This window comes from Microbacterium sp. NPDC080220 (genome assembly GCF_040686395.1).
GTDB lineage: Bacteria > Actinomycetota > Actinomycetes > Actinomycetales > Microbacteriaceae > Microbacterium > Microbacterium gawkjiense.
Genome location: NZ_JBFBOP010000010.1, coordinates 81,422 through 103,191 on the forward strand (window position 1 = coordinate 81,422; position 21,770 = coordinate 103,191).

General features: G+C 70.5%; 23 protein-coding genes, 3 tRNA genes and 3 pseudogenes. 7 read left to right on the forward strand and 22 right to left on the reverse strand.

Annotated features, from left to right (window positions below; all coding sequences use genetic code 11):
* Nucleotides 1–2 precede the first annotated feature (2 nt).
* The 17 genes from AB0P29_RS14260 to tilS form a co-directional block, all read right to left on the reverse strand.
* Nucleotides 3–842, reverse strand: coding sequence for a carbohydrate ABC transporter permease (locus tag AB0P29_RS14260; RefSeq protein ID WP_363380810.1), 840 nt, complete (start codon nucleotides 840–842; stop codon nucleotides 3–5).
* Nucleotides 839–1,825, reverse strand: coding sequence for a sugar ABC transporter permease (locus AB0P29_RS14265; protein WP_363380813.1), 987 nt, complete (start codon nucleotides 1,823–1,825; stop codon nucleotides 839–841). Before AB0P29_RS14265 ends, AB0P29_RS14260 begins: the two co-directional genes overlap by 4 nt.
* 1 nt (nucleotide 1,826) lies before the next feature.
* Nucleotides 1,827–3,116, reverse strand: a complete 1,290-nt coding sequence (locus AB0P29_RS14270) for an extracellular solute-binding protein (protein WP_363380816.1) — start codon at nucleotides 3,114–3,116, stop codon at nucleotides 1,827–1,829.
* A 59-nt stretch (nucleotides 3,117–3,175) separates the two neighbouring features.
* Nucleotides 3,176–4,201 carry a LacI family DNA-binding transcriptional regulator gene (locus AB0P29_RS14275; RefSeq protein ID WP_253035635.1) on the reverse strand — a complete coding sequence of 342 codons (1,026 nt, stop codon included), beginning with the start codon at nucleotides 4,199–4,201 and terminating at the stop codon, nucleotides 3,176–3,178.
* Between the two features lie 258 nt (nucleotides 4,202–4,459).
* A complete protein-coding gene (gene lysS, locus AB0P29_RS14280; RefSeq protein ID WP_363380818.1) occupies nucleotides 4,460–5,983 on the reverse strand; it encodes a lysine--tRNA ligase in 1,524 nt (507 codons plus the stop codon).
* Between the two features lie 120 nt (nucleotides 5,984–6,103).
* A complete protein-coding gene (locus tag AB0P29_RS14285; RefSeq protein WP_363380820.1) occupies nucleotides 6,104–6,847 on the reverse strand; it encodes a formylglycine-generating enzyme family protein in 744 nt (247 codons plus the stop codon).
* Entirely contained in the window at nucleotides 6,844–7,551 is a 708-nt protein-coding gene (locus AB0P29_RS14290) for a DUF2520 domain-containing protein (RefSeq protein WP_359920666.1), read from the reverse strand. Before AB0P29_RS14290 ends, AB0P29_RS14285 begins: the two co-directional genes overlap by 4 nt.
* The gene (locus AB0P29_RS14295) at nucleotides 7,548–9,239 is read right to left on the reverse strand and encodes a PH domain-containing protein (RefSeq protein ID WP_363380822.1); all 1,692 of its coding nucleotides are present in this window, start codon (nucleotides 9,237–9,239) and stop codon (nucleotides 7,548–7,550) included. The genes AB0P29_RS14290 and AB0P29_RS14295 overlap by 4 nt, the downstream gene beginning before the upstream one ends.
* The gene (locus AB0P29_RS14300) at nucleotides 9,236–9,811 is read right to left on the reverse strand and encodes a PH domain-containing protein (RefSeq protein WP_253035024.1); all 576 of its coding nucleotides are present in this window, start codon (nucleotides 9,809–9,811) and stop codon (nucleotides 9,236–9,238) included. The genes AB0P29_RS14295 and AB0P29_RS14300 overlap by 4 nt, the downstream gene beginning before the upstream one ends.
* A complete protein-coding gene (locus AB0P29_RS14305) occupies nucleotides 9,756–10,247 on the reverse strand; it encodes a DUF3180 domain-containing protein (protein ID WP_363380825.1) in 492 nt (163 codons plus the stop codon). The genes AB0P29_RS14300 and AB0P29_RS14305 overlap by 56 nt, the downstream gene beginning before the upstream one ends.
* Complete coding sequence (gene folK, locus AB0P29_RS14310) at nucleotides 10,244–10,780, reverse strand: 2-amino-4-hydroxy-6-hydroxymethyldihydropteridine diphosphokinase (protein ID WP_253035022.1); 537 nt, start codon at nucleotides 10,778–10,780, stop codon at nucleotides 10,244–10,246. Before folK ends, AB0P29_RS14305 begins: the two co-directional genes overlap by 4 nt.
* Nucleotides 10,777–11,142 (reverse strand): dihydroneopterin aldolase, encoded by a 366-nt coding sequence (gene folB / locus AB0P29_RS14315; RefSeq protein WP_363380828.1) that lies wholly within the window; start codon nucleotides 11,140–11,142, stop codon nucleotides 10,777–10,779. The genes folK and folB overlap by 4 nt, the downstream gene beginning before the upstream one ends.
* A complete protein-coding gene (folP, locus tag AB0P29_RS14320) occupies nucleotides 11,142–11,948 on the reverse strand; it encodes a dihydropteroate synthase (RefSeq protein ID WP_363380830.1) in 807 nt (268 codons plus the stop codon). Before folP ends, folB begins: the two co-directional genes overlap by 1 nt.
* Nucleotides 11,945–12,535 carry a GTP cyclohydrolase I gene (gene folE / locus AB0P29_RS14325; RefSeq protein WP_253035019.1) on the reverse strand — a complete coding sequence of 197 codons (591 nt, stop codon included), beginning with the start codon at nucleotides 12,533–12,535 and terminating at the stop codon, nucleotides 11,945–11,947. Before folE ends, folP begins: the two co-directional genes overlap by 4 nt.
* Nucleotides 12,536–12,545: 10 nt before the next feature.
* A complete protein-coding gene (gene ftsH / locus AB0P29_RS14330) occupies nucleotides 12,546–14,549 on the reverse strand; it encodes an ATP-dependent zinc metalloprotease FtsH (RefSeq protein ID WP_363380833.1) in 2,004 nt (667 codons plus the stop codon).
* A gap of 69 nt (nucleotides 14,550–14,618) precedes the next feature.
* Nucleotides 14,619–15,170 (reverse strand): hypoxanthine phosphoribosyltransferase, encoded by a 552-nt coding sequence (hpt, locus tag AB0P29_RS14335; protein WP_253035017.1) that lies wholly within the window; start codon nucleotides 15,168–15,170, stop codon nucleotides 14,619–14,621.
* Nucleotides 15,171–15,179: 9 nt separating this feature from the next.
* A complete protein-coding gene (gene tilS, locus AB0P29_RS14340) occupies nucleotides 15,180–16,208 on the reverse strand; it encodes a tRNA lysidine(34) synthetase TilS (protein WP_363380835.1) in 1,029 nt (342 codons plus the stop codon).
* A 265-nt stretch (nucleotides 16,209–16,473) separates the two neighbouring features.
* On the opposite strand from tilS, the gene AB0P29_RS14345 reads away from it, so the two are divergent.
* A complete protein-coding gene (locus AB0P29_RS14345) occupies nucleotides 16,474–17,007 on the forward strand; it encodes an inorganic diphosphatase (protein ID WP_217529849.1) in 534 nt (177 codons plus the stop codon).
* A gap of 63 nt (nucleotides 17,008–17,070) precedes the next feature.
* Here AB0P29_RS14345 and AB0P29_RS14350 read toward each other — a convergent pair whose 3' ends face one another.
* A complete protein-coding gene (locus tag AB0P29_RS14350; RefSeq protein WP_363380838.1) occupies nucleotides 17,071–18,534 on the reverse strand; it encodes a M23 family metallopeptidase in 1,464 nt (487 codons plus the stop codon).
* A gap of 210 nt (nucleotides 18,535–18,744) precedes the next feature.
* Between AB0P29_RS14350 and AB0P29_RS14355 the strand changes: the two genes are divergently transcribed.
* From AB0P29_RS14355 to AB0P29_RS14365, 3 genes are all read left to right on the forward strand, one after another.
* A tRNA-Glu gene (locus AB0P29_RS14355) sits at nucleotides 18,745–18,817 on the forward strand.
* A 21-nt stretch (nucleotides 18,818–18,838) separates the two neighbouring features.
* Nucleotides 18,839–18,912: transfer RNA gene (locus AB0P29_RS14360), tRNA-Asp, on the forward strand.
* Nucleotides 18,913–18,981: 69 nt separating this feature from the next.
* A tRNA-Phe gene (locus tag AB0P29_RS14365) sits at nucleotides 18,982–19,054 on the forward strand.
* 85 nt (nucleotides 19,055–19,139) lie between these two features.
* Here the strand turns inward: AB0P29_RS14365 and AB0P29_RS14370 are convergent.
* From AB0P29_RS14370 to AB0P29_RS14385, 4 genes are all read right to left on the reverse strand, one after another.
* Nucleotides 19,140–19,373: a hypothetical protein gene (locus AB0P29_RS14370; RefSeq protein WP_363380840.1), complete on the reverse strand. Its 234-nt coding sequence runs from the start codon at nucleotides 19,371–19,373 to the stop codon at nucleotides 19,140–19,142.
* Nucleotides 19,370–19,810 (reverse strand): hypothetical protein, encoded by a 441-nt coding sequence (locus AB0P29_RS14375; RefSeq protein WP_363380842.1) that lies wholly within the window; start codon nucleotides 19,808–19,810, stop codon nucleotides 19,370–19,372. The genes AB0P29_RS14370 and AB0P29_RS14375 overlap by 4 nt, the downstream gene beginning before the upstream one ends.
* Entirely contained in the window at nucleotides 19,786–20,463 is a 678-nt protein-coding gene (locus AB0P29_RS14380) for a hypothetical protein (protein ID WP_363380845.1), read from the reverse strand. Before AB0P29_RS14380 ends, AB0P29_RS14375 begins: the two co-directional genes overlap by 25 nt.
* A gap of 389 nt (nucleotides 20,464–20,852) precedes the next feature.
* Nucleotides 20,853–20,987 (reverse strand): hypothetical protein, encoded by a 135-nt coding sequence (locus tag AB0P29_RS14385; RefSeq protein WP_311285095.1) that lies wholly within the window; start codon nucleotides 20,985–20,987, stop codon nucleotides 20,853–20,855.
* A gap of 100 nt (nucleotides 20,988–21,087) precedes the next feature.
* Here AB0P29_RS14385 and AB0P29_RS14390 point away from each other — a divergent pair.
* The 3 pseudogenes from AB0P29_RS14390 to AB0P29_RS14400 form a co-directional block, all read left to right on the forward strand.
* A pseudogene (locus tag AB0P29_RS14390) lies at nucleotides 21,088–21,165 on the forward strand (DeoR family transcriptional regulator); the annotation flags it as partial.
* Between the two features lie 169 nt (nucleotides 21,166–21,334).
* Nucleotides 21,335–21,418: pseudogene (locus AB0P29_RS14395) on the forward strand (DeoR/GlpR transcriptional regulator); the annotation flags it as partial.
* Nucleotides 21,419–21,639: 221 nt separating this feature from the next.
* Nucleotides 21,640–21,770: pseudogene (locus AB0P29_RS14400) on the forward strand (alpha-hydroxy-acid oxidizing enzyme); the annotation flags it as partial.

The window sequence follows — 21,770 nt, forward strand, 5'->3', positions numbered from 1 at the left end:
AGTCATCCTTTCACTCCGGATCCGAGGTCGTTGGAGGTGAAGTAGCGCTGGAACACGAGGAACAGCGCCACTGCGGGGGCGGCCAGGACGACGGCGCCGGCCATCATCGCCCCGAACGGGTTGGCGGTGGATGCCGCGATGTTCGAGATGAAGTTCGCCAGCGAGACCGCGAGCGGCTGCATCGCGGCATCCTTCGTGATGAGGAACGGCCACAGGAACTCGTTCCACGGTCCGATGAACGTCAGCAGCACGACCGTCAGCAGCGCCGGGCGGACGAGCGGCAGCGCCACGTTCCACAGCAGACGGAACTCGCCCGCACCGTCGATGCGCGCCGCGTCGAAGAGCTCCTTCGGCAGCTGCAGGAAGTACTGCCGGAAGATGATCACCGCCGTCGAGTTGATGAAGAACGGCAGGATCATGCCGAGGTAGCTGTCGGCGAGACCGTAGTCGCGCGCGATCATGACGTACAGCGGGATCATCAGCAGCTGGAACGGCACGACCTGCACGAGCAGCGCGAGGGCGAACGTCGCCCCGCGTCCGCGCCACTGCAGCACCGCGAGCGCGTAGCCGGCGAGGACACCGAACACGATCGTGCCGAGGATCACGCCGCCGGTGAAGATGCCCGAGTTCGCGAGCCCCTGCAGCAGATCGATGCGCCCGTTGATGGCGGCGTAGTTGTCGAGGGTGAGGTTCGCCGGATTCGGGAACGCGCCCGCCGGCGTCGGGTCGACGTTCGTCTGCAACGACCCGACGATCATGTAGAAGAAGGGGAACAGGAACGCGAGCGCGCCGAGCGACAGCGCGACGTACATCGCGATCTTCGAGCCGAGCGCCCGCTTCATCGCTCCTCACCTCCCACGAACCTGCGCTGGAGCGCCGCGATGGCCAGCACGAACACGATGAGGACGACGCCGATCGCGGCGGCGACATCGGGGTTCTGCTGCTCGATGCCGCGCTGGTACATGAGCAGCACGGGTGACGTCGAGGCGCCGTTCGGCCCACCGCCACCGGTCAGCAGATAGGGCTCGGTGAAGAGGTTCGCACCGGTGATGGTGGCGAGAAGCACGACGAGCAGGGTCGCCGGCCGCACGCTCGGCACGGTCACCGAGAAGAACTGGCGGAGCTTTCCGCCGCCGTCCATCGACACCGACTCGTAGAGCTCGCGCGGCACGTTCTGCAGCGCCGCGAGGTAGAGCAGGATGTAGAACCCGAGGCCCTTCCACGTGACGAAGAACGCGATCGTCGGCATCGCGAGCGCCGAGTTCACGAGCCACGACGGGTCGGGCGCGAGCGGTCCGAGCACGTTGTTGACGAGTCCGCCGCGGGCGAATAGGAAGAGCCAGACCGCGACGACGGCGACGGATGCCGTGACGTACGGCACGTAGTAGCTCACCCGGAAGAAGGTCCGCGCCTTCGTCACCCGGTCGAGCGCCGTCGCCAGCAGGATCGACAGGACAACCGTCAGCGGCACGTTGATGATCAGGAAGATGCCGACGTTGCCGAACGCGCGCCAGACCTCGGGGTCGGTGAGGGCCGTGACGTAGTTGTCGAACCCCACGAACGGACGGTCGACCTCCGCGCCGGGCGCCGCGAAGAAGTAGTCCTGGAACGACATCCACACCGCGAAGACCACCGGGTACGCGAAGACGACCAGGACGAAGGCGATGTACGGCGCCGAGAAGAGCAGACCGTGCGGTTGTGCGCCGAAGATCCGGTGCAGGATGCCGCGGCGGCCCGCGGCATCCTGCCCGTCCTTCTTCTGCGGCGGGGCACCGCGGGTCGCGCCGGGATCGGACCCGGCGCGACCCGGGACGACGGCGGTCATCTCAGCCCGCCGCCAGCTTGTCGATCTCGGCGGCCGTGTCGGAGAGGAACTGGTCGACCGGGGTCTCACCGAAGATGACCGACTTCGAGTACCCGTCGCGGAACGCCTGCCAGATCTCGACGGAGCCGACGACGTTCGGGACCTCGACGGTGCGGGCCGCCTGGTCGCCGAACTGCTGGTACGCGGGGTTGTCGGCGAAGTAGTCCGGGTAGGTGCCGGTCAGGTCCTGACGCAGCGGCATCTGTCCGGTGGCCTCGAGCCAGGCGCCGTCCTGCTCCTCGCTCGTGGCGAACTTCAGGACGTCCCATGCGGTGCCCTTGTTGTCGCACGCCGTGAACATGCCGACGTTCTTGGCGTCGCTGAAGGTCCAGGTGTCCTCGGGAGCGGTGCCGTCCTGGGTGGGGACGGGGACCGAGCCCCAGTTGATCGCATCGCCGTAAACGCTGATGGCCCACGGGCCGACGATCGCCATCGCGGCGTACCCGTCGGCGAACGCGTCGCCCTGGTACTGCTCGTTACCGGCGAGCTGCTCCTCGTAGAGCGTGCGCCAGAAATCGGCGACAGCCTTGCCGTTCTCGTCGTCGAACGTGGCCTTGCCGTCTTCGAGCAGTTGGGTGCCGCCGGTCTGCGCGGCGTACAGCGGGTAGAAGTCGAACCACGACTGGAAGAACTCGCTCGTGGGAGCCGGGTTGATCGCGTACTCCGAGACGCCCTTCTCCTTGAGGGTGCGGGCCGTGTCGAGGAACTCGTCGTAGCTCGACAGCTTCGGGTTGTCCGGGTCGAGGCCCGCCTTCTCGAAGAGGTCCTTGTTGTAGAAGATCATGACCGGGTTCGACTTCCACGGCATCTGGTAGAAGTCGCCGTCGTCGGAGCGGTACTGCTCTGCGAGGTCGCCGCTTCGCGCGGTGATGTAGTCGTCGCCTTCCTCGAACTCGGAGAGGTTGACGAGTCCGCCCTGCCGCTGGAACCCGGGGACCGCCGCGGGTGAGGTGTTGAACACGAGGCACGGGGCGTTCCCCGCCGTGATGGCGGCGCCGATGACCTCTTCGCTCGAGGCGCCGGCAGGGATCTCCTGGGCCTTGATCTGCTCGTCGGGGTGGTCGGCGTTCCAGGCCTCGACCATCGCCTTGCCCCAGCCGATCTCGGCCTCGTTGTTCGAGTACCAGATGGTGATGTCGCCTCGGGATTCGAGGTCGTCACCACCGCCCCCGCCGCCTCCGCCGCTGCAGGCGCTGAGGGCGAGCACACCGGATGCGGCTGCTGCTGCCGTGATGAGGATGCGTCGTCGCATGTCTCTCTCCTTCGTGTCGTGTCTGTCTGTCGTGCTCTCTTGCTGTCGTGCGACGCCGATCAGGCGCCGGCGGGGGGTGCCGTCGAACCCCTGACGGCGAGGGTGGGATCGGGCAGGTCGATGTGCGCGGGCGGGTCGCCGGCGATCGCGGCGAGGAGGGTGCGGGCGGCGGTCACGCCCCAGCCGCGGGCGTCGGTCGACACGCTCGTCAGGGCCGGGTGCACCCAGCGCCCGATCTCGGTGTCGTCGAAACCGGTGATCGACAGGTCGCCCGGGACCCGCAAACCACGCTGGTGGGCGACACCCATCCCGGCGACGGCCATGCTGTCGTTCGAGTAGACGATCGCCGTGGGCGGGGTGGGCTCGTCGAGGAGGGATGCCGTCGCCCGCGCGCCGTCGGCGGCGCTGAAGTCGGTCTCCACGACGACGACGTCGAGGCCGGCGGCATCCGCGGCATCGAGGAAGGCATCGCGGCGGCGGTGGGCGTGGAGCATGCCGGAGGGCCCTGCGACGTGCCCGACGCGGCGGTGGCCGAGGCCGGCGAGGTGCTCGACGGCGAGACGGATGCCGGCGCCGTCGTCCGTCGAGACCGAGGCGAACGGCGAGGCGACGTCGGGGACGCCGAGGGTGACGGCGGGAATCCCGACCTCGGCGAGGAGCGCGATGCGCGGGTCCGCGACGCGGATGTCGGTGAGGATGACGCCGTCCACGCGTCGGTCCGAGGCGAGCGCCCGGTAGGTGGCCTCCTCCTGACGGCCCGGGTTCGCGACGGCAAGGACGAGGGCCTGTCCGGTGACGGAGAACTCGTCTTCGAGCCCGGCGATGAACGAGGGGAAGAAGGGGTCGGCCGCGATGACGTCGGGGCTCCGACCGATCACCAGTCCGCAGGCGAAGGCGCGGCCCACGCTGAGCGAGCGGGCGCTGAGGCTGGGGGTCCAGCCGAGGTCGGCGGCGACGTCCATGATGCGCTGCCGGGTGTCGGCCGAGACGCCGGGCCGCCCGTTGAGGGCGAAGGAGACGAGACCCTTGCTCACGCCCGCGACGCGCGCGACATCCGCGATCGTGGGACGGGTCTCCGGCGGCATCGGTCACTCCTTCGTGGCGGACCCGTCCCACTAAACCGGTTCAGACCCCGAAAAAGCAAGACCTAGACATGCCCGGGATGCAGGCGTACACGCGCCAGCGGCGCGCCTCCCGGCATCCACATCATGTGTTCCGGACGAGATCACATGGCGTGAACCGTGCAGGACGTATGCGGTCGTTGTGAGCACATGATGTGGGCCGGGAGCCGGAGCGGGCAGGGATGCCGTCGGCCGGGTTCGCGGCCGCGGTCGGGGGCGGGGCTACTTGACGAGCGGGAAGAGGATCGTCTCGCGGATGCCGAGGCCGGTGATCGCCATCAGCAGGCGGTCGATGCCCATGCCCATGCCGCCGGTCGGCGGCATGCCGTGCTCGAGCGCGCGCAGGAACTCCTCGTCGACGCGCATCGCCTCGTCGTCGCCGCGCGCGGCGAGCTTCGCCTGCTCGACGAAACGCTCACGCTGGATCACGGGGTCGACGAGCTCGGAGTAGCCGGTCGCGAGCTCGAAGCCGCGAACGTAGAGGTCCCACTTCTCGACGACACCCGGGATGCTGCGGTGCTCGCGCACGAGCGGAGACGTGTCGAGCGGGAAGTCCATGACGAACGTCGGACGCTCGAGACCGCCCTTCACGAAGTGCTCCCACAGTTCCTCGACGAGCTTGCCGTGGGTCGCGATCTTCTCCGGCACCTCGACGCCCGCCTCGGCCGCGAGGGCCTGCAGCTCCTCGAACGACGTCTCGGGCGTGACGCGGCGACCGGCGGCATCCGACAGCGACTCGTACATCGAGATGCGGTCCCACTGCCCGCCGAGGTCGTACTCCGTGCCGTCCGCCCACGTCACGGTCGTCGAGCCCGCGACGGCGATCGCCGCGTTCTGGATGAGCTCCTGCGTCAGGTCGGCGATGCCGTTGTAGTCGCTGTACGACTGGTACGCCTCGAGCATGGCGAACTCGGGGCTGTGGGTGGAATCGGCGCCCTCGTTGCGGAAGTTGCGGTTGATCTCGAAGACGCGGTCGATGCCACCGACGACGGCGCGCTTGAGGAAGAGCTCCGGCGCGATGCGCAGGTACAGCTCGGTGTCGAACGCGTTGGAGTGCGTGACGAACGGACGGGCCGCAGCGCCGCCGTGCTGCACCTGCAGCATGGGAGTCTCGACCTCGAGGAATCCGTGCGCCTCGAAGGTGCGACGAAGCGACGCGTTGACCTTCGCTCGGGCGACGACCGTCTCGCGGGCGGTGTCGCGCACGATGAGGTCGAGGAAGCGCGAGCGCACCCGGCTCTCCTCGCTCAGCTCGGAGTGCAGGTTCGGCAGCGGCAGCAGCGCCTTGGCCGCGATCGCCCACTCGGTGACCATGATCGACAGTTCGCCGCGCCGGCTCGAGATGACCTGACCGGTCACCGAGACGTGGTCGCCGAGGTCGACGAGCTCCTTCCACGCTTGCAGCGACTCCTCGCCCACCTCCGCGAGGGAGACCATCGCCTGGATGCGGCTGCCGTCGCCCGACTGCAGCGCCGCGAAGCAGAGCTTGCCGGTGTTGCGGCTGAAGACGATGCGGCCGGCGACCGAGGCGGTCTCGCCGGTCTCCTCTCCCGCCTCGAGCGATGCGAAGCGGTCCCGCAGCGCGGGGATCGTCGTGCTGACGGGGACCGCGACGGGGTAGGCGCCACCGGCGGCATCCGTCCGCTCCGCCAACAGGCGTTCGCGCTTGGCGAGGCGGACCGCCTTCTGCTCGAAGATGTCCTCGTCGGTCGTCTCGGCGGGCGTGGGCGCGGACGCGTCGGTCATGGCAGAAGGCTCCTCGGGGATTCGACCCTTCAGTCTATCGGCGAGGCCCTGTGCGGTTTCCGCGGCGAGAGCGGATGCCGGTGGCCGCCCGCCGTGAACAGTCGAGCGGGTCGACCGGGCTCAGCGGCGCGGCGTCCACCCGGGCGGACGCGGGTCGCCGCCCGCGGCGCGCTCGGCGTCGAACGCGGCCGACCACCCCTGCGCGGCGTCGACGGCGTCGAAACCGCCGCGCGCGACGCGGAACCCGACGTCGTCGTGCGTCATCCGCGGTCCCCCGCCGCGGCGGGTGCCGGCCCGCACGCTCCACGCGTCGTCGGCGAACCCGCCGCCGCGGAACACGCGGTAGTCGTCGTAACGCTCCGTGTCGAGGAAGTCCCAGCACCACTCCCAGACGTTGCCGAGGGTGTCGAACAGTCCGTTGAGGTTGGGCAGCTTGCCGCCGACCGGCTGAGGTGCGCTCACCCCGTCGGCCGATGTCCACGCGATCTCGGCGAGCGGGCCGTACTGCGGGCCCGTCGAGCCGGCGCGGCACGCGTACTCCCACTCGGCTTCGGTCGGCAGCCGGAAGCCGTCGCTGTCGACGTGCCACCGCACCTCCTCGCCGTCGACGGAGTAGGCGGGATCCAGGCCCTCCCACTCCGACAGCGCGGTGCAGAACCGCACGGCGCGCAGCCAGCTGACCTCGACGGCGGGACGCCGCGGATGGGATGCCGCGATCCCCAGCACCTCGGAGAGCTGCTCCTCCGTGACGGGATAGACCCCGATCTCGAACGGTTCGAGCTCGACGGTCCAGCGTGTTCTACGGCGCGCGTCGTGGAGCTCCACCCGCCCGGCGGGGATGCGGGCGAGCTCGACGTCGCTCACGGCTGCACCGTCGGACCGTCGCCGATCGAGGGGGCGGTCTCGGTGAGCGCGCGGTCGATCGTCGTGTGGACGAGGGCGGAGAGGTAGCGCGACGGATCCTCGACACCCGCGGCGCGGAGCAGGTCGGCGGACTGCCGCACGATCGACGAGGAGAACGTCGTGGCGGTGGCGATCGCCTCGCCGTAGGCGGCGCGCTCGGCGTCCGTGACCACGACGGGCTCGCAACCCATCTCGACGGCGAGCGCCTGCGCGATCGGCATCACGGCGGCCGGTGCGGTCACCGCCGCGTAGGCGTCCTTCAGAGCGCGGAGGTCCGTCGACGTGCCGGTGAAGGCGATGGCGGGGTGGATGGCGACGGGGATCGCGCCGCGCGACGCGGCGGGACCGAGCACCTGTATGCCGTGAGCGGCATCGGTGTGCATCACGATCTGCCCGACCTGCCAGGCCCCGACCTCGGCAAGGCCCGCGACGAGGGCGGGCAGCTCGTCGTGCGGGACGGCGAGGACGACGAGTTCGCTGCGGCGGACGACCTCCTCCGCGCTCAGCCGGGGGAGGTCGGGGAGGATCGCGTCGACGCGATCGTCGTCCGAACCCGACGTGATGCCGGTGAGGGCATGCCCGGCGCCCGCGAGGGCGGCACCGACCACGGGACCGACGCGTCCCGCGCCGATCACCCCCACGCCGAGGCGGCCGTCCCGCGTCACGGTTGCTCGTCCTCCGGTCGGGCGGATGCCACGACGGGCGCGGCGGTGTCGGGCGCGGACACGGGCGCGGCGGTGTCCGGCGCGGACCCCGCCGCATCCACCCCCGCGGCATCCTCCTCATCCGCAGCCGGGCTCACCGATTCCGCGGATGCCGCAGCCACGGCCGCCGCGGTGATGTCGTTCCAGAGCGCGTACGCCTCTTCGTGGTCGAGCGAGGCGACGGTGCCCGACACCGGGCCGAGCACGGTGTGGCCGGTGAGCCCGGCGAGGCCCAGCCGGCGGTCGAGGGGGCCCTGCGAGATGCGTACGGACTGCAGGCGCGCGAGCGGCAGGATGGTGAGCTTCGGCCAGAGGCGCCCGGTGCGCACGAGCAGGGCCTGCGGCAGGACGAGGATGCCGTTGCGTCGCCAGGTGAGCGGGTCGATGACGCGCGCGCGAGCCGGCGACGTCGTGTACCCGTCGCCCGCGGCGGGGCCGTGGAGGCCCGCGTCGAGCAGCGCCGCGTCGATCGGGACCGACGGGAGCAGCAGGCGCAGGACGCGCTCGACGTCCGCCTGCGTCCCGATGGGCAGCACGTCGCCCATCTGCGCCGCCGACGTGTCGCCCGCCGAACGTCCCGAGATCTGGTTGATGCGGATGCGGTACCACCCGCCCCAACGCCACAGCAGCGGCTGACGGACGTCGACGGCGTGGATGCGGCCGGGCGGCAGCGTCTCGGTCACCGTCGTGAGCAGCCCGAAGGTCACCCGGACGCCCGAGGCCGACGGGGCGATCGAGTAGCGGACCGTCCGGACGAAGCGGCGCACGGCGTACGCGCCGAAGGCGATGGCGGTGGGGATCGAGGCGCCGAGCGCCGGGACGATCCACACCGGCTGCAGCACGAGCCCGACGATCACGGCGATCACCACGAGGACGAAGCTGATCGTCGATCCCGACAGCAGCCCCGCCAGGATGAGGCGTGACATCGGCACGCGGACGATGGATTCCGCTTCGGTGCCGTCGTCCTCGACGCCGTCGATGATCTCGGAGATCCCCGCCGTCACCCGCGAGGTGAGCGGACCGCCCGCCGCGGTGCGGGCCGCGGCATCCTTCGTCCGGTGTCCGGACGCGAGGCGCAGGATGTCGCCGCGCACCGTCTCGGCGTTCGCCGTCGACAGGTACTCGAGCTTGACGTTCGCGTCGAGACCCGCGCCGACGACCTCGAGCTTGGCCAGCGCGACGAGCCGGGCGAGCGCGGGCCGGGTGAGGTTCACACCCTGCACCCGGTCGAGGGGTGCGCGCCGGTGCGTGCGGAACAGCACACCGCTGCGCACCTCGACCTCGTCGCCCGTGATGCGGAAGGTGTGGAAGCGCCACGCCATCCAGAACAGGGCGACCAGCACGATCAGCCCGACGACCACGGCGACGATCGCCTGGACGGCGATGCCGTTCTGCAGCACGAAGTCGACCGGGTCCTCCTCGTCCCACCGGAAGCCCTCCGGCAGGAAGAACGAGATGAGCCGGTCGCGCAGGTTCGCGATCAGGATGCCGATGATGACGAGGAGCGTCAGCCCGCCGCGCAGCAGCGGCGACAGCGGATGCAGCCGGTGCCATTCGCCGTCGCTCATCTCGGACCGCACCGCGGCGGGCGGCGGCGCGGGCACGCCGATGTCCGCCGGAGCGGCCGGCTGCGGGTCGAGGTCGCTCACAGGCCGGTCCGCCGGGTCTCGGCCACCTCGATGAGGGTGTCGCGCAGCGCCTCAGCGTCCTTCTGCGGCAGCCCGGGGATCGTCACACCGGTGGATGCCGCGGCGGTGACGAGCTTCAGCTGGGCGATGCCCAGCATCCGGTCCAGCGGGCCGTGCGTGATGTCGACGAGCTGCAGCCGACCGTAGGGCACCGACACCATGCGCTGCCACAGGATGCCGCGGCGGAAGACGAGGTCGTCCTCGCGCAACTGGTACCCGATCGAGCGCGCCTGACGCGGCGTGACGATCAACGTCACGAGGACGATGACGAAGAGGATCGAGCCGGGAATGAGAGGCCAGGTCGCCTGGAACATGAGCCAGAGGGTGAGGACCGCCGCGGCGATCAGCACCAGCAGCACCAGGTTGCCGATGACCTGCCCGAGGACGTACTTCCGCGACAGCTGCCGCCACGTGCCGTCGCCGAGCGGCAGGCGGTTCGCACCGCGCGGCTCGAGGATCCGCGAGAAGGTCGCGTCGTCAGTCGGAGTGGGAGAGTCCGTAATCGGGCTCGTCGGGTCCGGGCTGGTCGTCATCATCGTCCTTCCGGATGGTGCACAGGTGTTCGGCGACGAGGGCGCCGGCGACGAGGAGCAACCCGCCCCCCAGTGCGGCGATCACCGCACCCGTCGAGCCTAACGAGGGTGACACCGGTCGTGTGAGGACGAAGACGAGGAGGCCGCCCGCGAATCCCGCGACGAGGGCGCCGACGATGCTCGACGCCTTCGCCATCATCGCGATCCGCAGCGCCCGGAACGGATCGACCGGTGCCGCCGCCCCGACGGTCGCACGGCGCACCGGGATCGCCGCGGCGACCACCGCGACGGCGAGCGCGATGAGGAGGATCGGCAACAGGGGCGACGGGGTGAAACTGGGATGCCCCATGCCCGTCAGCACCTGGTCGACGAAGAACCCGGCAACACCCGACACGACGGCGATGGCCGCGAGCAGGAGCGGGTTCGTGCGCGTCACGACGCACCTCCGGGGAGGGCGGCGCGCAGGTCGGCCACCCGGCCGACACCGGGGAGCACCGCGTCGGGGTCGATGCGGAGCCAGGGGTCGAGGACGAAGTCCCGCTCCGCCGCCCGCGGGTGCGGCAGGACGAGCGCGGGGTCGTCGGAGCGCACGTCGCCGTACGTGATGAGGTCGAGGTCGAGGGTGCGGCTCCCCCACCGCTCCCGCCGTTCGCGTCCGTGCCGCCCCTCGATGGCGTGCAGATAGCCGAGGAGCATCGTCGGGGCGAGACGGGTGTCGACGATCGCCACCGTGTTGAGGTAGCGGGGGGCGTCGGCATCCGGTCCGCCGAGAGTGATCGCGACGGACTCGACCGGCTCGGCCGCGGCGACGAGTTCGGTCAGCGGCAGGCGGCCGAGGTCGGCGATGGCCTCGGCGATCGTGGCGGCCCGCTCGCCGAGGTTCGCGCCGAGGGCAATGACCGCGCGATGGGCGGGACCGGCGGCGCGCGGCTCGCGCGGCGGTGTCCCCTCGGCCAAGCGACGGCTCATGCGCGCGACCGCCGGACGGTCACGGCGACGTCGCCGAACGGGACGGGGATGGGAGCTGCCGGCTTGTGCACGGTGACGGCCACGGCCTGGACGAGCGGCCACCCGGCGAGCACGGCGGTCGCGATGCGCTCGGCGAGCGTCTCGATGAGGTTGACCGGGTCGCCGGCGAGCAGCGCCGCCACTCGTTCGGCGACCTCGCCGTAGTGCACGGTGTCGACGACGTCGTCGCTGGCCGCGGCCGGCGCGAGCGACAGCGAGAGCACGAGGTCGGCGACGAACTCCTGACCGTCGCGGCGTTCGTGGTCGTAGACGCCGTGATACCCCGTGGCACGGATGCCGGTGATCGCGATCTCGTCGGTCATCACTCCCCCTCCCACGCCGCGCGCACCGCGAGCGCGAGACGCGTGGCGGCGACGTCGTGCACGCGCACCGCCCACACCCCCGCCTGCGCGGCGAGGACGCTCGTGACGGCGGTCGCGAGGTCCAGGTCGTCCTCGCCCGCGAGCTCGATGCCCGCGCCGGCGGCGGCGACCGCCAGCATCCGCTTGCGACTCGTCCCGACGAGCACCCGGTGACCCTCGCCGATCAGGCGGGCGAGGCCGCGCACGACCAGCCAGTTCTGCTCGGGCGTCTTGCCGAAGCCGAAGCCCGGGTCGACGACGATGCGGTGATCCGGGATGCCTGCCGCCCGGGCGGTGGCGACGCGCTCACCGAGTTCGCCGACCACCTCGGCGACGATGTCGTCGTAAACGGCGGTGCGGTACATGTCGGCCGAGTGCCCGCGCCAGTGCTGCAGGACGACGTCGGCCTCGGTGTCCGCGACGGCGGGGAGCATGTCGGGGTCGGCGAGGCCGCCCGACACGTCGTTGACGATGCGGGCGCCCGCGGCCACCGCGGCCATCGCGGTGCTCGCGTTCATCGTGTCGACGCTGATCGTCGCGCCGTCTTCGGCGAGGGCCTCGACGACGGGCAGGATGCGGCCCTGCTCGTCCGCCGGCGCGACGCGCTCGGCGCCCGGTCGCGTCGACTCCCCGCCGATGTCGAGCAGGTCCGCACCGTCGAGACGCAGCGCGCGACCGTGCGCGATCGCCGCGTCGTGCGAGGCGTAGCGTCCGCCGTCGCTGAACGAGTCCGGCGTGACGTTCACGACCCCCATGACGAGGGTCATGTGCGGCCACCCGTGAGCAGGGCGATCGCCTCGGCCCGCGCCGCGGCCTCGGTGAACGCGCCGCGGGCCGCCACGGTGACGGTGGATGCCGCCGTCTGACGCCCGCCCCGCATCGTCACGCACTCGTGCACCGCGTCGAGCACGACGAGCACCCCGCGGGTGTCGATCGAGCCGGCGATCGCGTCGGCGATCTGCTCGCCCAGGCGCTCCTGCACCTGCGGCCGAGCGGCGAGGATGTCGATCACCCGCGGCAGCGCCCCGAGGCCGACCACCTGCTCGCCCGGCAGGTACGCGACGTGCGCGCGCCCCGCGAACGGCAGCAGATGGTGCTCGCACATCGACTGGAAGCGGATGTCGCGCAGCATGACCGCGCCCGAGGGCAGCGTGTCGGGGGCCGGCCCCCGCGTCACCGAGATCGTGTGCGCGAGGGGGGCCGCGGCATCCTCCCCCACTCCGGAGAAGAACTCCGCGTACGCGTCGGCGACGCGCTGCGGGGTGAGCTTCAGGCCCGGGCGCTCCGGATCCTCACCGATGGCCACGAGCAGTTCTCGGACCAGTTCGGCGACGCGCTCGCGGTCGACCGCCATGCGGGCCGCCTCAGGCCGTCGCGGGTCGAGCCTGCCCCGTCGCGTGGCGCGCGGGAGAGGTCTCGGCGGCCGGCTGCGCGGCCTCGGTGTTCGCCGCGACCGGCGCCTCGGCGCGGCGCGGGACCTCGACGGGAGGCAGCGTCGAGACGGGACGCTCGCTGCTCGAGAGCCACTGCGGGCGCGGCGGGAGCTTCTTGACGTCCTTGAAGATCTCGGCGAGCTCGAGGTGGTCGAGGGTCTCCTTCTCGAGGAGCGCGAGCGCGAGCCGGTCGAGGATCTCGCGGTTGTCGTTGATGACCTGGTAGGCCTCGTTGTGCGCCTGCTCGATGAGTCCGCGCACCTGGGCGTCGACGCGCTCGGCGATCCGCTCGCTGAAGTCGCGGCCGTGGCCCATGTCGCGGCCCATGAAGACCTCACCCGACGACGAGCCGAGCTTGACCGGTCCGACGTCGGTGGTCATGCCGTACTCGGTGACCATCTTCCGGGCGATGCCGGTGGCCTTCTCGATGTCGTTCGAGGCACCGGTGGTCGGGTCGTGGAAGACGATCTCCTCGGCGACACGTCCGCCCATCGCGTAGGTGAGCTGGTCCTGCAGCTCGTTGCGGGTCACGGAGTACTTGTCGTCGAGCGGCAGCACCATCGTGTAGCCGAGCGCCTTGCCGCGGGGCAGGATCGTGACCTTCGTGACAGGGTCGGTGTTGTTCATCGCGGCGGCAGCGAGGGCGTGGCCGCCCTCGTGGTACGCCGTGATGAGCTTCTCCTTGTCCTTCATGACGCGCGTGCGGCGCTGCGGACCGGCGATCACGCGGTCGATGGCCTCGTCGAGGGCACGCATGTCGATGAGCTGCGCGTTCGAGCGGGCCGTCAGCAGGGCCGCCTCGTTGAGGACGTTGGCGAGGTCGGCACCCGTGAAGCCGGGGGTCTTGCGCGCCACGATCGACAGGTCGACCGAGGGCGACAGCGGCTTGCCGCGACCGTGCACCTCGAGGATCTTCTGGCGCCCCTTCAGGTCGGGGGCGTCGACACCGATCTGGCGGTCGAAACGGCCCGGACGCAGCAGAGCCGGGTCGAGGATGTCGGGACGGTTCGTCGCGGCGATGACGAGCACCGACACCTTCGGGTCGAAGCCATCCATCTCGACGAGCATCTGGTTGAGCGTCTGCTCGCGCTCGTCGTGACCGCCGCCCATGCCGGCGCCGCGGTGGCGGCCGACGGCGTCGATCTCGTCGATGAAGATGATGGCGGGCGCGTTCTCCTTCGCCTCCTTGAAGAGGTCGCGGACGCGGCTCGCACCGACGCCCACGAACATCTCGACGAAGTCCGAACCCGAGATGGAGTAGAACGGCACCCCGGCCTCGCCGGCGACGGCGCGCGCGAGGAGGGTCTTACCTGTTCCGGGAGGGCCGTACAGCAGCACGCCCTTGGGGATCCGCGCACCGACGGCCTGGAACTTGGCCGGGTCCTTCAGGAAGTCCTTGATCTCCTGCATCTCCTCGATGGCCTCGTCGGACCCGGCGACGTCGGCGAAGGTGACCGTCGGGGTCTCCTTCGTCACGAGCTTGGCGCGCGACTTGCCGAACTGCATGACCTTGCTGCCGCCGCCCTGGGCGCTCGAGAGCAGCCACCAGAAGAGCAGACCGAGGATGAGGATGGGGAGGAGGATCGAGATGAGGCTGCCGAACCAGCTCGTCTGCGGCACGACGTCGTTGTAGCCGTCCTTCGGAGCGGCCGAGTCCACCGCCTGCACGACCGCATCGGCGCGCTCGGCCACGTAGTAGAACTGCACGTTCGTCGCGCCCTCGAACGGCTCGCTGAGGGTGAGGTCGACCCGCTGGTCACCGTCGGTCAGGGTCGCCTGCGTCACGGTGTCGCCGCCGAGGAGCTTCAGGCCCTCCTGCGTCGTGATGCTGCGGGCACCCGTCAGGTTGGTGATGAGGGTCATCCCGACGATCAAGAGCACGCCGATGAGAACCACGTAGACGAACGGGTTGCGGGAGAGCTTCTTGACGTTCATGGTGCGTTCAGGCTACCCCCGCAGGGCTATGCGGGGTCTGTGCGTTCGTTTTCGGCGTACCGCGCGGAATCAGGCGTAGACGTGGGGTGCGAGGACCGCCACGTCGCGGAGGTTGCGGTACTTCTCCGCGAAGTCGAGTCCGTAGCCGACGACGAACTCCACGGGGATGTCGAAGCCGACGTAGCGGCAGTCGATCTCGACCTTGGCGGCCTCGGGCTTGCGCAGCAGCGCGAGCACCTCGATCGACGCCGCGCCGCGTGACGCGAAGTTCTCGAGCAGCCAGCTGAGGGTGAGGCCCGAGTCGATGATGTCCTCGACGATCAGGACGTGCTTGCCCGAGATGTCGGTGTCGAGGTCCTTCCGGATCTGCACGACACCGCTCGACTTCGTTCCGGCGCCGTACGACGAGACCGCCATCCAGTCCATCTCGATCGGGCGCTTGAGCGAGCGCGCGAAGTCGGCCATGACCATGACCGCGCCCTTCAGCACGCCCACGAGCAGCAGATCCTTGCCCTCGTAGTCGGCCTCCACCTGCCGCGCGAGCTGTTCGAGTTTGGCCTGGATCTCCTCCTCGGTGACGAGGACATCGGTGAGCTGGTCGGCGATCTCGGCTGCGCGCATTGCAGAAGTCTAAAGTTCGCGATCGGATGCCGGGAATCGGGCGCCCGTCCCGGCCTCGGCTCCCGTGAACTCGATCATCGCACCGATGCGGCGGGCGCGGCATCCGGGCAGGTCGATCGGACCCTGCCCCGCCCAGTCCGTCACCAGCCGCGCCACCTCGAGGGTCTGCATGCGCGTCAGCGAGGCGTGGAACTCGCTCGCGACGACGTGCCGGATGATGCGGTGGCGCAGCGCCGGCGGGTTGGCGGCGAGCGCGGCGACCGAGACGGCGATGCCGGCCTCGGCGTGCTCGACGATGTCCTCGATGGTCTCGTCGATCATCTCGTCGAAGGCCTCGGCGTCCTCCCGCAGCTGCGCGGCCGTCCGGGCGAGCGCCTCCGCGATACCCGGGCCGAGCTCGGCCTCGAGCACGGGCAGCACCCGCTCGCGGACGCGCACACGGGTGAAGCGCGCGTCTTCGTTGTGGGGGTCGTCCCAGGGCTCGAGGCCCTGCGCGGCGCAGGCGGCTCGCGTCGTCGCGCGGCGGACGTCGAGCAGGGGCCGCAGCAGCGGCACGCCGTCGAGATCGGATGCCGCCGCCATCCCCTGAAGGCTGCCCGCCCCCGATCCGCGCGCCAGCCCCAGGAGGACGGTCTCGGCCTGGTCGTCGAGGGTGTGGGCGACGAGCACCGCGGCGGCGCGGGCGTCGCGCGCGGCATCCCGGAGCACGCGGTACCGCGCATCGCGTGCGGCGGCCTCGGGTCCGCCGTCGGCACCGACCTCGACGCGCACGACGAGCGGGTCGAGGTCGAGGCGTGCGGCCGCGCGCGCGGCGCGGGCGGCGACCTCGGCCGAGTCGGCCTGCAGACCGTGGTCGACGGTGACCGAGGCGGCCCGCAGTCCGAGCTTGGGTGCCTCGAACGCGACGGCCGCGGCCAGAGCCAGCGAATCGGCGCCGCCCGACAGCCCGACGATGACGACGGCGCCCTCCGGAAGCCCGGTCAGGGCAGCGCGGACGGCGCGACGGACCTCGGCGACGGCGGGGTTCAGGGACGGCACGGCTCCACGCTATCCGGCCGGTGTCCCGTATTCAGTCTGCGGCGCCGAGGCCTGTCGGGGCTCGCGCGTGACTCCGCGCCGGGCGGGCGCCCGCCACGGGCGTGGAGACTGAAGACGGTGCGCGGCGGCGTACCGAATGCAGGTGAAACGGCGGCAACAGGGGCCGAAGACGGCTGTTCGCGGCGTTTCTTCCGGAGTTCGGCACACGCAGCGGCGCCAGTAGGCTGGTCGGCGCATCCCACCGGACATTCAAAGGAGCACAGGCATGGGCGCGTACGACGCCGTCATCGAGATCCCGCGCGGCAGCCGCGTGAAGTACGAGGTCGACCACGGCACGGGCCGCGTCTTCCTCGACCGCGTTCTGTTCACCCCGATGGGGTACCCCGCGAACTACGGCTTCTTCGAGAACACGCTCGGCGAGGACGGCGACCCGCTCGACGTGCTGGTCCTGCTCGACCGCGAGATCTACCCGGGCGTGCTGGCCAAGGTCCGCCCCGTCGCCGTCCTGAAGATGAGCGACGAGGCCGGCGGCGACGACAAGGTCGTCGCGGTCCTGGCGAAGGATCCGCGCTGGGCTCACATCCAGGACGTCGACGACATCGACGAGTGGACCAAGGGTGAGATCGGCCACTTCTTCGAGCGCTACAAGGACCTCGAGCCGGGCAAGTGGGTCAAGGTCGACGAGTGGGCGAACGCCGCTGAGGCCGAGCGCCTGGTCGGCGAGGCGTTCGAGCGCTTCGAGCAGCACGAGGGCGAGACCCGCACGCAGGGTGAGGGCGAGTCGCCGAACACGCTCTGACGTGAAACGAAGAGGGTCGGATGCCGCGCGGCATCCGACCCTCTTCGTTTCCGGGCGCGGGCGTCAGACGCTGATGCCGCGGGCGCGCAGGAAGGGCGCCGGGTCGATGCGGACACCGCCGCGGTAGACCTCGAAGTGCAGGTGGCATCCGGTGGAGGCGCCGGTGCTGCCGATGTAGGCGATCGTCTGACCGGCGCGGACGCGGTCGCCGTAGCCGACGTTGTAGCCGCCGTTGATGATGTGCGCGTACCCGGTGACGGTGCCGTCGCTGTGGCGGACCTGGATGTAGTTGCCCCAGGCTCCGCTGTAACCGGCGAAGACCACGGTGCCGGATGCCGCGGCGTAGATCGGCGAGCCGCAGGAGCTGGCGAAGTCGATGCCGCGGTGGCCGCTGGCCGTACAGCCACCGGAACCGCAGATGCTGCCGCGCGTGCCGAACCAGGAGCTGATCCAGCCGTGGGCGGGACGCACCCACCCGGACGACTGGACGACTCCGCCACTGCCGCCGCTGCTGCTTCCGCCGCCGGATGAGCCGCCGCCGGAGGATCCCCCCGTGCTCGGCTTGGGCTTGTTGGCAGCGGCGGCCGCTGCTTCTTCCCGGCGACGCTTCTCCTCCGCGAGGCGTCGGGCTTCCTCTTCGCGAGCCTTGCGGGCGGCCTCTTCACGCGCCTTGCGGGCGGCCTCTTCGCGCGCCTTGCGGGCGGCTTCGACGCCGGCCTTGTACCCGGCCACGGTCTTGGCCGTGGTGTCGCGGAGGGCGTCGAGCTGCGCTTCGAGGACTTCGCGGTGTTCGTTCTGCGCGGCGAGGGCGGCCTGCGCGGCTTGCGCGGCATCCTGCGCAGCCTGCATCTTCTGCTCGGCCTCGACCTTGCGCTTGTCACGCTCGTCGCGGGCGACCTGGGCCTGGGCGGCGAGGCTCTTCGCGCTGTCGCGGGCGCCGACGGCCTCGGCGTAGACGTCGCGGTTGGCGTCGACGAGGCGGTCCATGGTGCCGAGGCGTCCGAGCAGCTCGTCGGCGCTGGCGGACGAGTCGGAGAAGAAGAGCTCGAGGGTCGCGTCGCCCTTGCCGGAGCGGTACTGCTGCGCGGCGAGGACGCCGAGCTTCGCGGCGGACTCCTTGGCGCGGGCCTCTTCGGCGTCGGCCTTGGCCTGCAGCGCGTCGGCGCGGGCGGCGGCGTCCTCGAACGCGATGAGGGCGTCCTGGTACTCGACGCCGAGGCGCTCGGCTTCGGCCTGCTTGGCGGCGACGTCGTTCTCGAGCGACGAGATGAGGTTCTGGATGCGGGTGATCTCAGAGCCCTTGGCGGCTTCGTTGTTGCGGGCCTTCTCGACGTCGTCCCAGCTCGGGTACGAGGTGGCGGCGAAGGCGGGAAGGGCGAAGCCCAGACCGGTGGATGCCGCGGCCACACCGAGGATGCCGAGTCCCAGGGCGTTGCGTCGGCTGATACGCGACGAGAACGACCGCATCTCGTCGGCGGTGGGCGCGCAGCCGCAATCGACGTCCGTCGCCTCGGAAAGATCGGTCACTGCACACACCCTTCCCTCGGCCAGATGGCGTGCTGATCCGCCCATCACAGTAGCAACACTGTTCACATTCGTCACAGGGAGAGTGCGGACGGGCACCGCCATCGTGCCTCGGTTTGAGACCCGCGAGAAGTCGGCGCGCCCTCGATTCGCACATTCGTCGGGGATCGCATATGCTTGACCCTCGGTAAGCGTGAGCCCCCGGGTTCGCTCGGCCCCATCGTTTAGCGGCCTAGGACGCCGCCCTTTCACGGCGGTAGCACGGGTTCGAATCCCGTTGGGGTCACTCCCACAATTTAATAAGCATGGCCCTGTAGCGCAGTTGGTTAGCGTGCCGCCCTGTCACGGCGGAGGTCGCGGGTTCAAGTCCCGTCAGGGTCGCTCCGAGCGACGAGCCCTTTGTTTTCAGAGGGCTCTTCGTCTAGGACATGGCACCTTCGGATGCCATGCGGCTCTGTAGCTCAGTTGGTAGAGCGCACGACTGAAAATCGTGAGGTCACGGGATCGACGCCCGTCGGAGCCACACGGACCGTCGTTACAACGGTCCCAGAAACCCTCGCCTAGCTTCTACATGGCGGGGGTTTTGCTTTTCCCGACGTCGGTCCGCGTCATCCGGCCAGTTCGTCGAGCCAGTTCGACCTCAGCCGCAGTGCTCGTTCGGTGCTTGCCGCTGCCAGAACGAGCGTCACGGCAATGTTCGCCTCCGCGGAGAGCCGGATGGGCGACGTGAAGGTGCCGAGGTGCTGCGCGAACAGTTCGATCTGCGAGATCGTCTCGACCAACTGGGGCACGGCGATGCCGACTCCGGCGACGACGAGGACCGATGCGACGACGCCGATCACATGGCTGAGGAACGGATGCCGCCGGTGCAGCGCCGCGCGCCGTCCTTCTGCGGCCGCGGGTGCGGCGTCAACTGTCGTTCCACTCCCTCCGTCGAGACGAAATGGCATCGCCGGAGCCCGAAAGAGTTCGCGGCGACGTCGATGTGGCCGCCGGGGACGGCGAATCGTGCCGGCAGCCGGGAGGCGGCATCGAGCGCGCCGTCTCGGTGGAGCCGCGCGCGCACCTCGCCGTCATCCCGGTCCCCCCATTGGCGAACGTCCACCGTGAAGACGGACGTGGACCCGTTCGCACCGGGGAGCGCGATGGCGAACGTCGACCTGCCGAGGGCCTGCCACCACCGGTAGGGATCCAGGGGACGGCCGTCTCCTGCGCGGACCCGCCGTTCGGCCATGCGCTGCCGCCAGGTCGCCATCAGGCAGCACCACCGAGCAGCCACTGACTGAGCGGATGGACCAGGTAAAGAAGGGAGTACGCCTCCCAGATCGCTCCGACGACCAGGAGGATCAGCGCCGGCACTGCCAAGAGGCCGATGCTCTTGAGTCCCCGGACATACCCGTCCCGGTGCCGCTGCACCCCGACACTGCGAGGACGCAGCCAGCTGCGGCCCAGGATCCACGCGCCGAGCAGGAAGAGGACGTAGGCCTGCAGTTCGATCAGGACGGTGAGCGCGTGAGGGATGAGCGCGACCCAGCCGACGGCCGTGGTCTGCACGAGCGTGACCCCCGTCTCCACCGCCCACCACCCGAACAGCGCGAGACCCGCGAAGGGGACCAGCAGCGATGGCAGCACGATGGTGGCGAGGCTGAGGCGGAACAGGTTCACCGCGAAGATCAGCAGGGCGAAGAGGGGAGCCGAGGAGACCGCCGACCTCACCAGGTCGGCCGTGCCGTCGGATTCGAGCGCGTCCGCGCGGGCGGTGTTCAGCTCGGGGAAGAGCAGCCCGAGCGCGAAACCGACGAGGACGAGGCCGTATGCGGCGACGTTGAGGAGCACGTAGGCGCGCGCGTTCGTCCGGATGAGGTGGCCTGGCCGGCGCCAGAACGGCAGGGCGGACGAGGCTACGGGGACCATGGATGTGCGAAAGGGCATGCATCCATCCCACGCCGCCGGCGACTTTCGCGGCAGTGCCGACGCATCACCGATGAGCGTGACATTTGTCAGTCGGAGCCGGGAGATCCACCGCCCGCAAGGAGCGTGCGCACGAACGCCGGACGGAGACCACTATTGTCGGCGATCTGATCGGCCGCGAGTCCGGACACGGCGAGTTCGCGGACGACCGCCGACACCTTGATCTCCAGCTCGGACGCCTCGAGGGGTCCCCCTCGGGAGTTTGCCAGCTCGCGCCGAGTCGATCCAGAAGTGCCTGTTGCCTCTCGGTGAAGCGCTGCCCTTCGGAGCCGGGAATGCGGATCGTCCAGCCGGGCTCGTCGTTGCTCATGCCCGCGCATCCTGACACGTCGGTGTCACTGCGCTGACCCTCACCGCGGCTCGGTCACCCGCACGAGCCCGCAGTCCAGACATGACCAGGCGACGGTGAAGCGCTCGTCGCCGAGGATCTCGAAGCGCAGCGGATCGCCGCAGGTGGGGCACATCACCGCCGGGCGCTCGCTCACGCATCGAGCCTAAGCACGCCACGGCCCACCGGGGCGGCCCGGCTACCCTGATCGCATGCCGCCCCTCCTCAGTGCTCAACGGCGGTCGCGCCTCGTCGAGATGCTGGCCGAGTCCGGCAGCATCCGCCTCGAACCCGCCGCCGACGCGCTCGGGGTCTCGGTCATGACGGTGCGCCGCGACCTCGACGACCTCGTGCGCGACGGCCTCGCGAGGCGCGTGCGCGGCGGCGCCGTCGCGGCGGTCGGTGCCGCAGGGCTTCAGCGAACGCATCGCCGCCCGCGGCGGCGCCAAGGCCGAGATCGCCCGAAAGGCGCACGACCTGCTCCCCCACCGCGGCGCTGCGGCGATGGATGCCTCGTCCACCGTCGGGGCGCTCCTCGCCACCCTCGACGACAGCCACGAACTCCTCGTCGTGACCAACTCGTACGACAACCTCCGCACCGCCCAGGCCCGGCCCGGCATCGACGCGATCCTCCTCGGCCGAAGCGCGAGGTCGTGCCCGAGAACGTCGCCGACGCGGTCTACGTCCTCACCGGCCCCGAGCTCTCACGCACCACCGGCCTGCACATCCCCGTGGACTCCGGCGTCGCCGCCGCCTTCCTGCGTTAAACACGGCCCGCGGTCGAATCACTCCAGAGGAAGATGGTCCCCATGGTGCAGCGTCAATTCCCGAAGCCCGTCGAGCTGCTCGAGCTCATGCAGTTCAAGAAGCCCGAGCTCAACGGCACGAAACGCCGACTGGATGCCGCGTACACGATCGCCGACCTGCGGAAGATCGCGAA

Coding starts and splice junctions, on each gene's coding strand:
- lysS (WP_363380818.1), bottom strand. CDS start 5,983: ATGACCGACGCGTCCGCGCCCACGCCCGCCGAGACGACCGACGAGGAC.
- AB0P29_RS14260 (WP_363380810.1), bottom strand. CDS start 842: ATGAAGCGGGCGCTCGGCTCGAAGATCGCGATGTACGTCGCGCTGTCG.
- AB0P29_RS14380 (WP_363380845.1), bottom strand. CDS start 20,463: ATGCCCTTTCGCACATCCATGGTCCCCGTAGCCTCGTCCGCCCTGCCG.
- AB0P29_RS14300 (WP_253035024.1), bottom strand. CDS start 9,811: ATGACGACCAGCCCGGACCCGACGAGCCCGATTACGGACTCTCCCACT.
- folK (WP_253035022.1), bottom strand. CDS start 10,780: ATGAGCCGTCGCTTGGCCGAGGGGACACCGCCGCGCGAGCCGCGCGCC.
- hpt (WP_253035017.1), bottom strand. CDS start 15,170: ATGCGCGCAGCCGAGATCGCCGACCAGCTCACCGATGTCCTCGTCACC.
- AB0P29_RS14345 (WP_217529849.1), top strand. CDS start 16,474: ATGGGCGCGTACGACGCCGTCATCGAGATCCCGCGCGGCAGCCGCGTG.
- folE (WP_253035019.1), bottom strand. CDS start 12,535: ATGGCGGTCGACCGCGAGCGCGTCGCCGAACTGGTCCGAGAACTGCTC.
- folB (WP_363380828.1), bottom strand. CDS start 11,142: ATGACCGACGAGATCGCGATCACCGGCATCCGTGCCACGGGGTATCAC.
- folP (WP_363380830.1), bottom strand. CDS start 11,948: ATGACCCTCGTCATGGGGGTCGTGAACGTCACGCCGGACTCGTTCAGC.
- ftsH (WP_363380833.1), bottom strand. CDS start 14,549: ATGAACGTCAAGAAGCTCTCCCGCAACCCGTTCGTCTACGTGGTTCTC.
- AB0P29_RS14270 (WP_363380816.1), bottom strand. CDS start 3,116: ATGCGACGACGCATCCTCATCACGGCAGCAGCAGCCGCATCCGGTGTG.
- AB0P29_RS14265 (WP_363380813.1), bottom strand. CDS start 1,825: ATGACCGCCGTCGTCCCGGGTCGCGCCGGGTCCGATCCCGGCGCGACC.
- AB0P29_RS14275 (WP_253035635.1), bottom strand. CDS start 4,201: ATGCCGCCGGAGACCCGTCCCACGATCGCGGATGTCGCGCGCGTCGCG.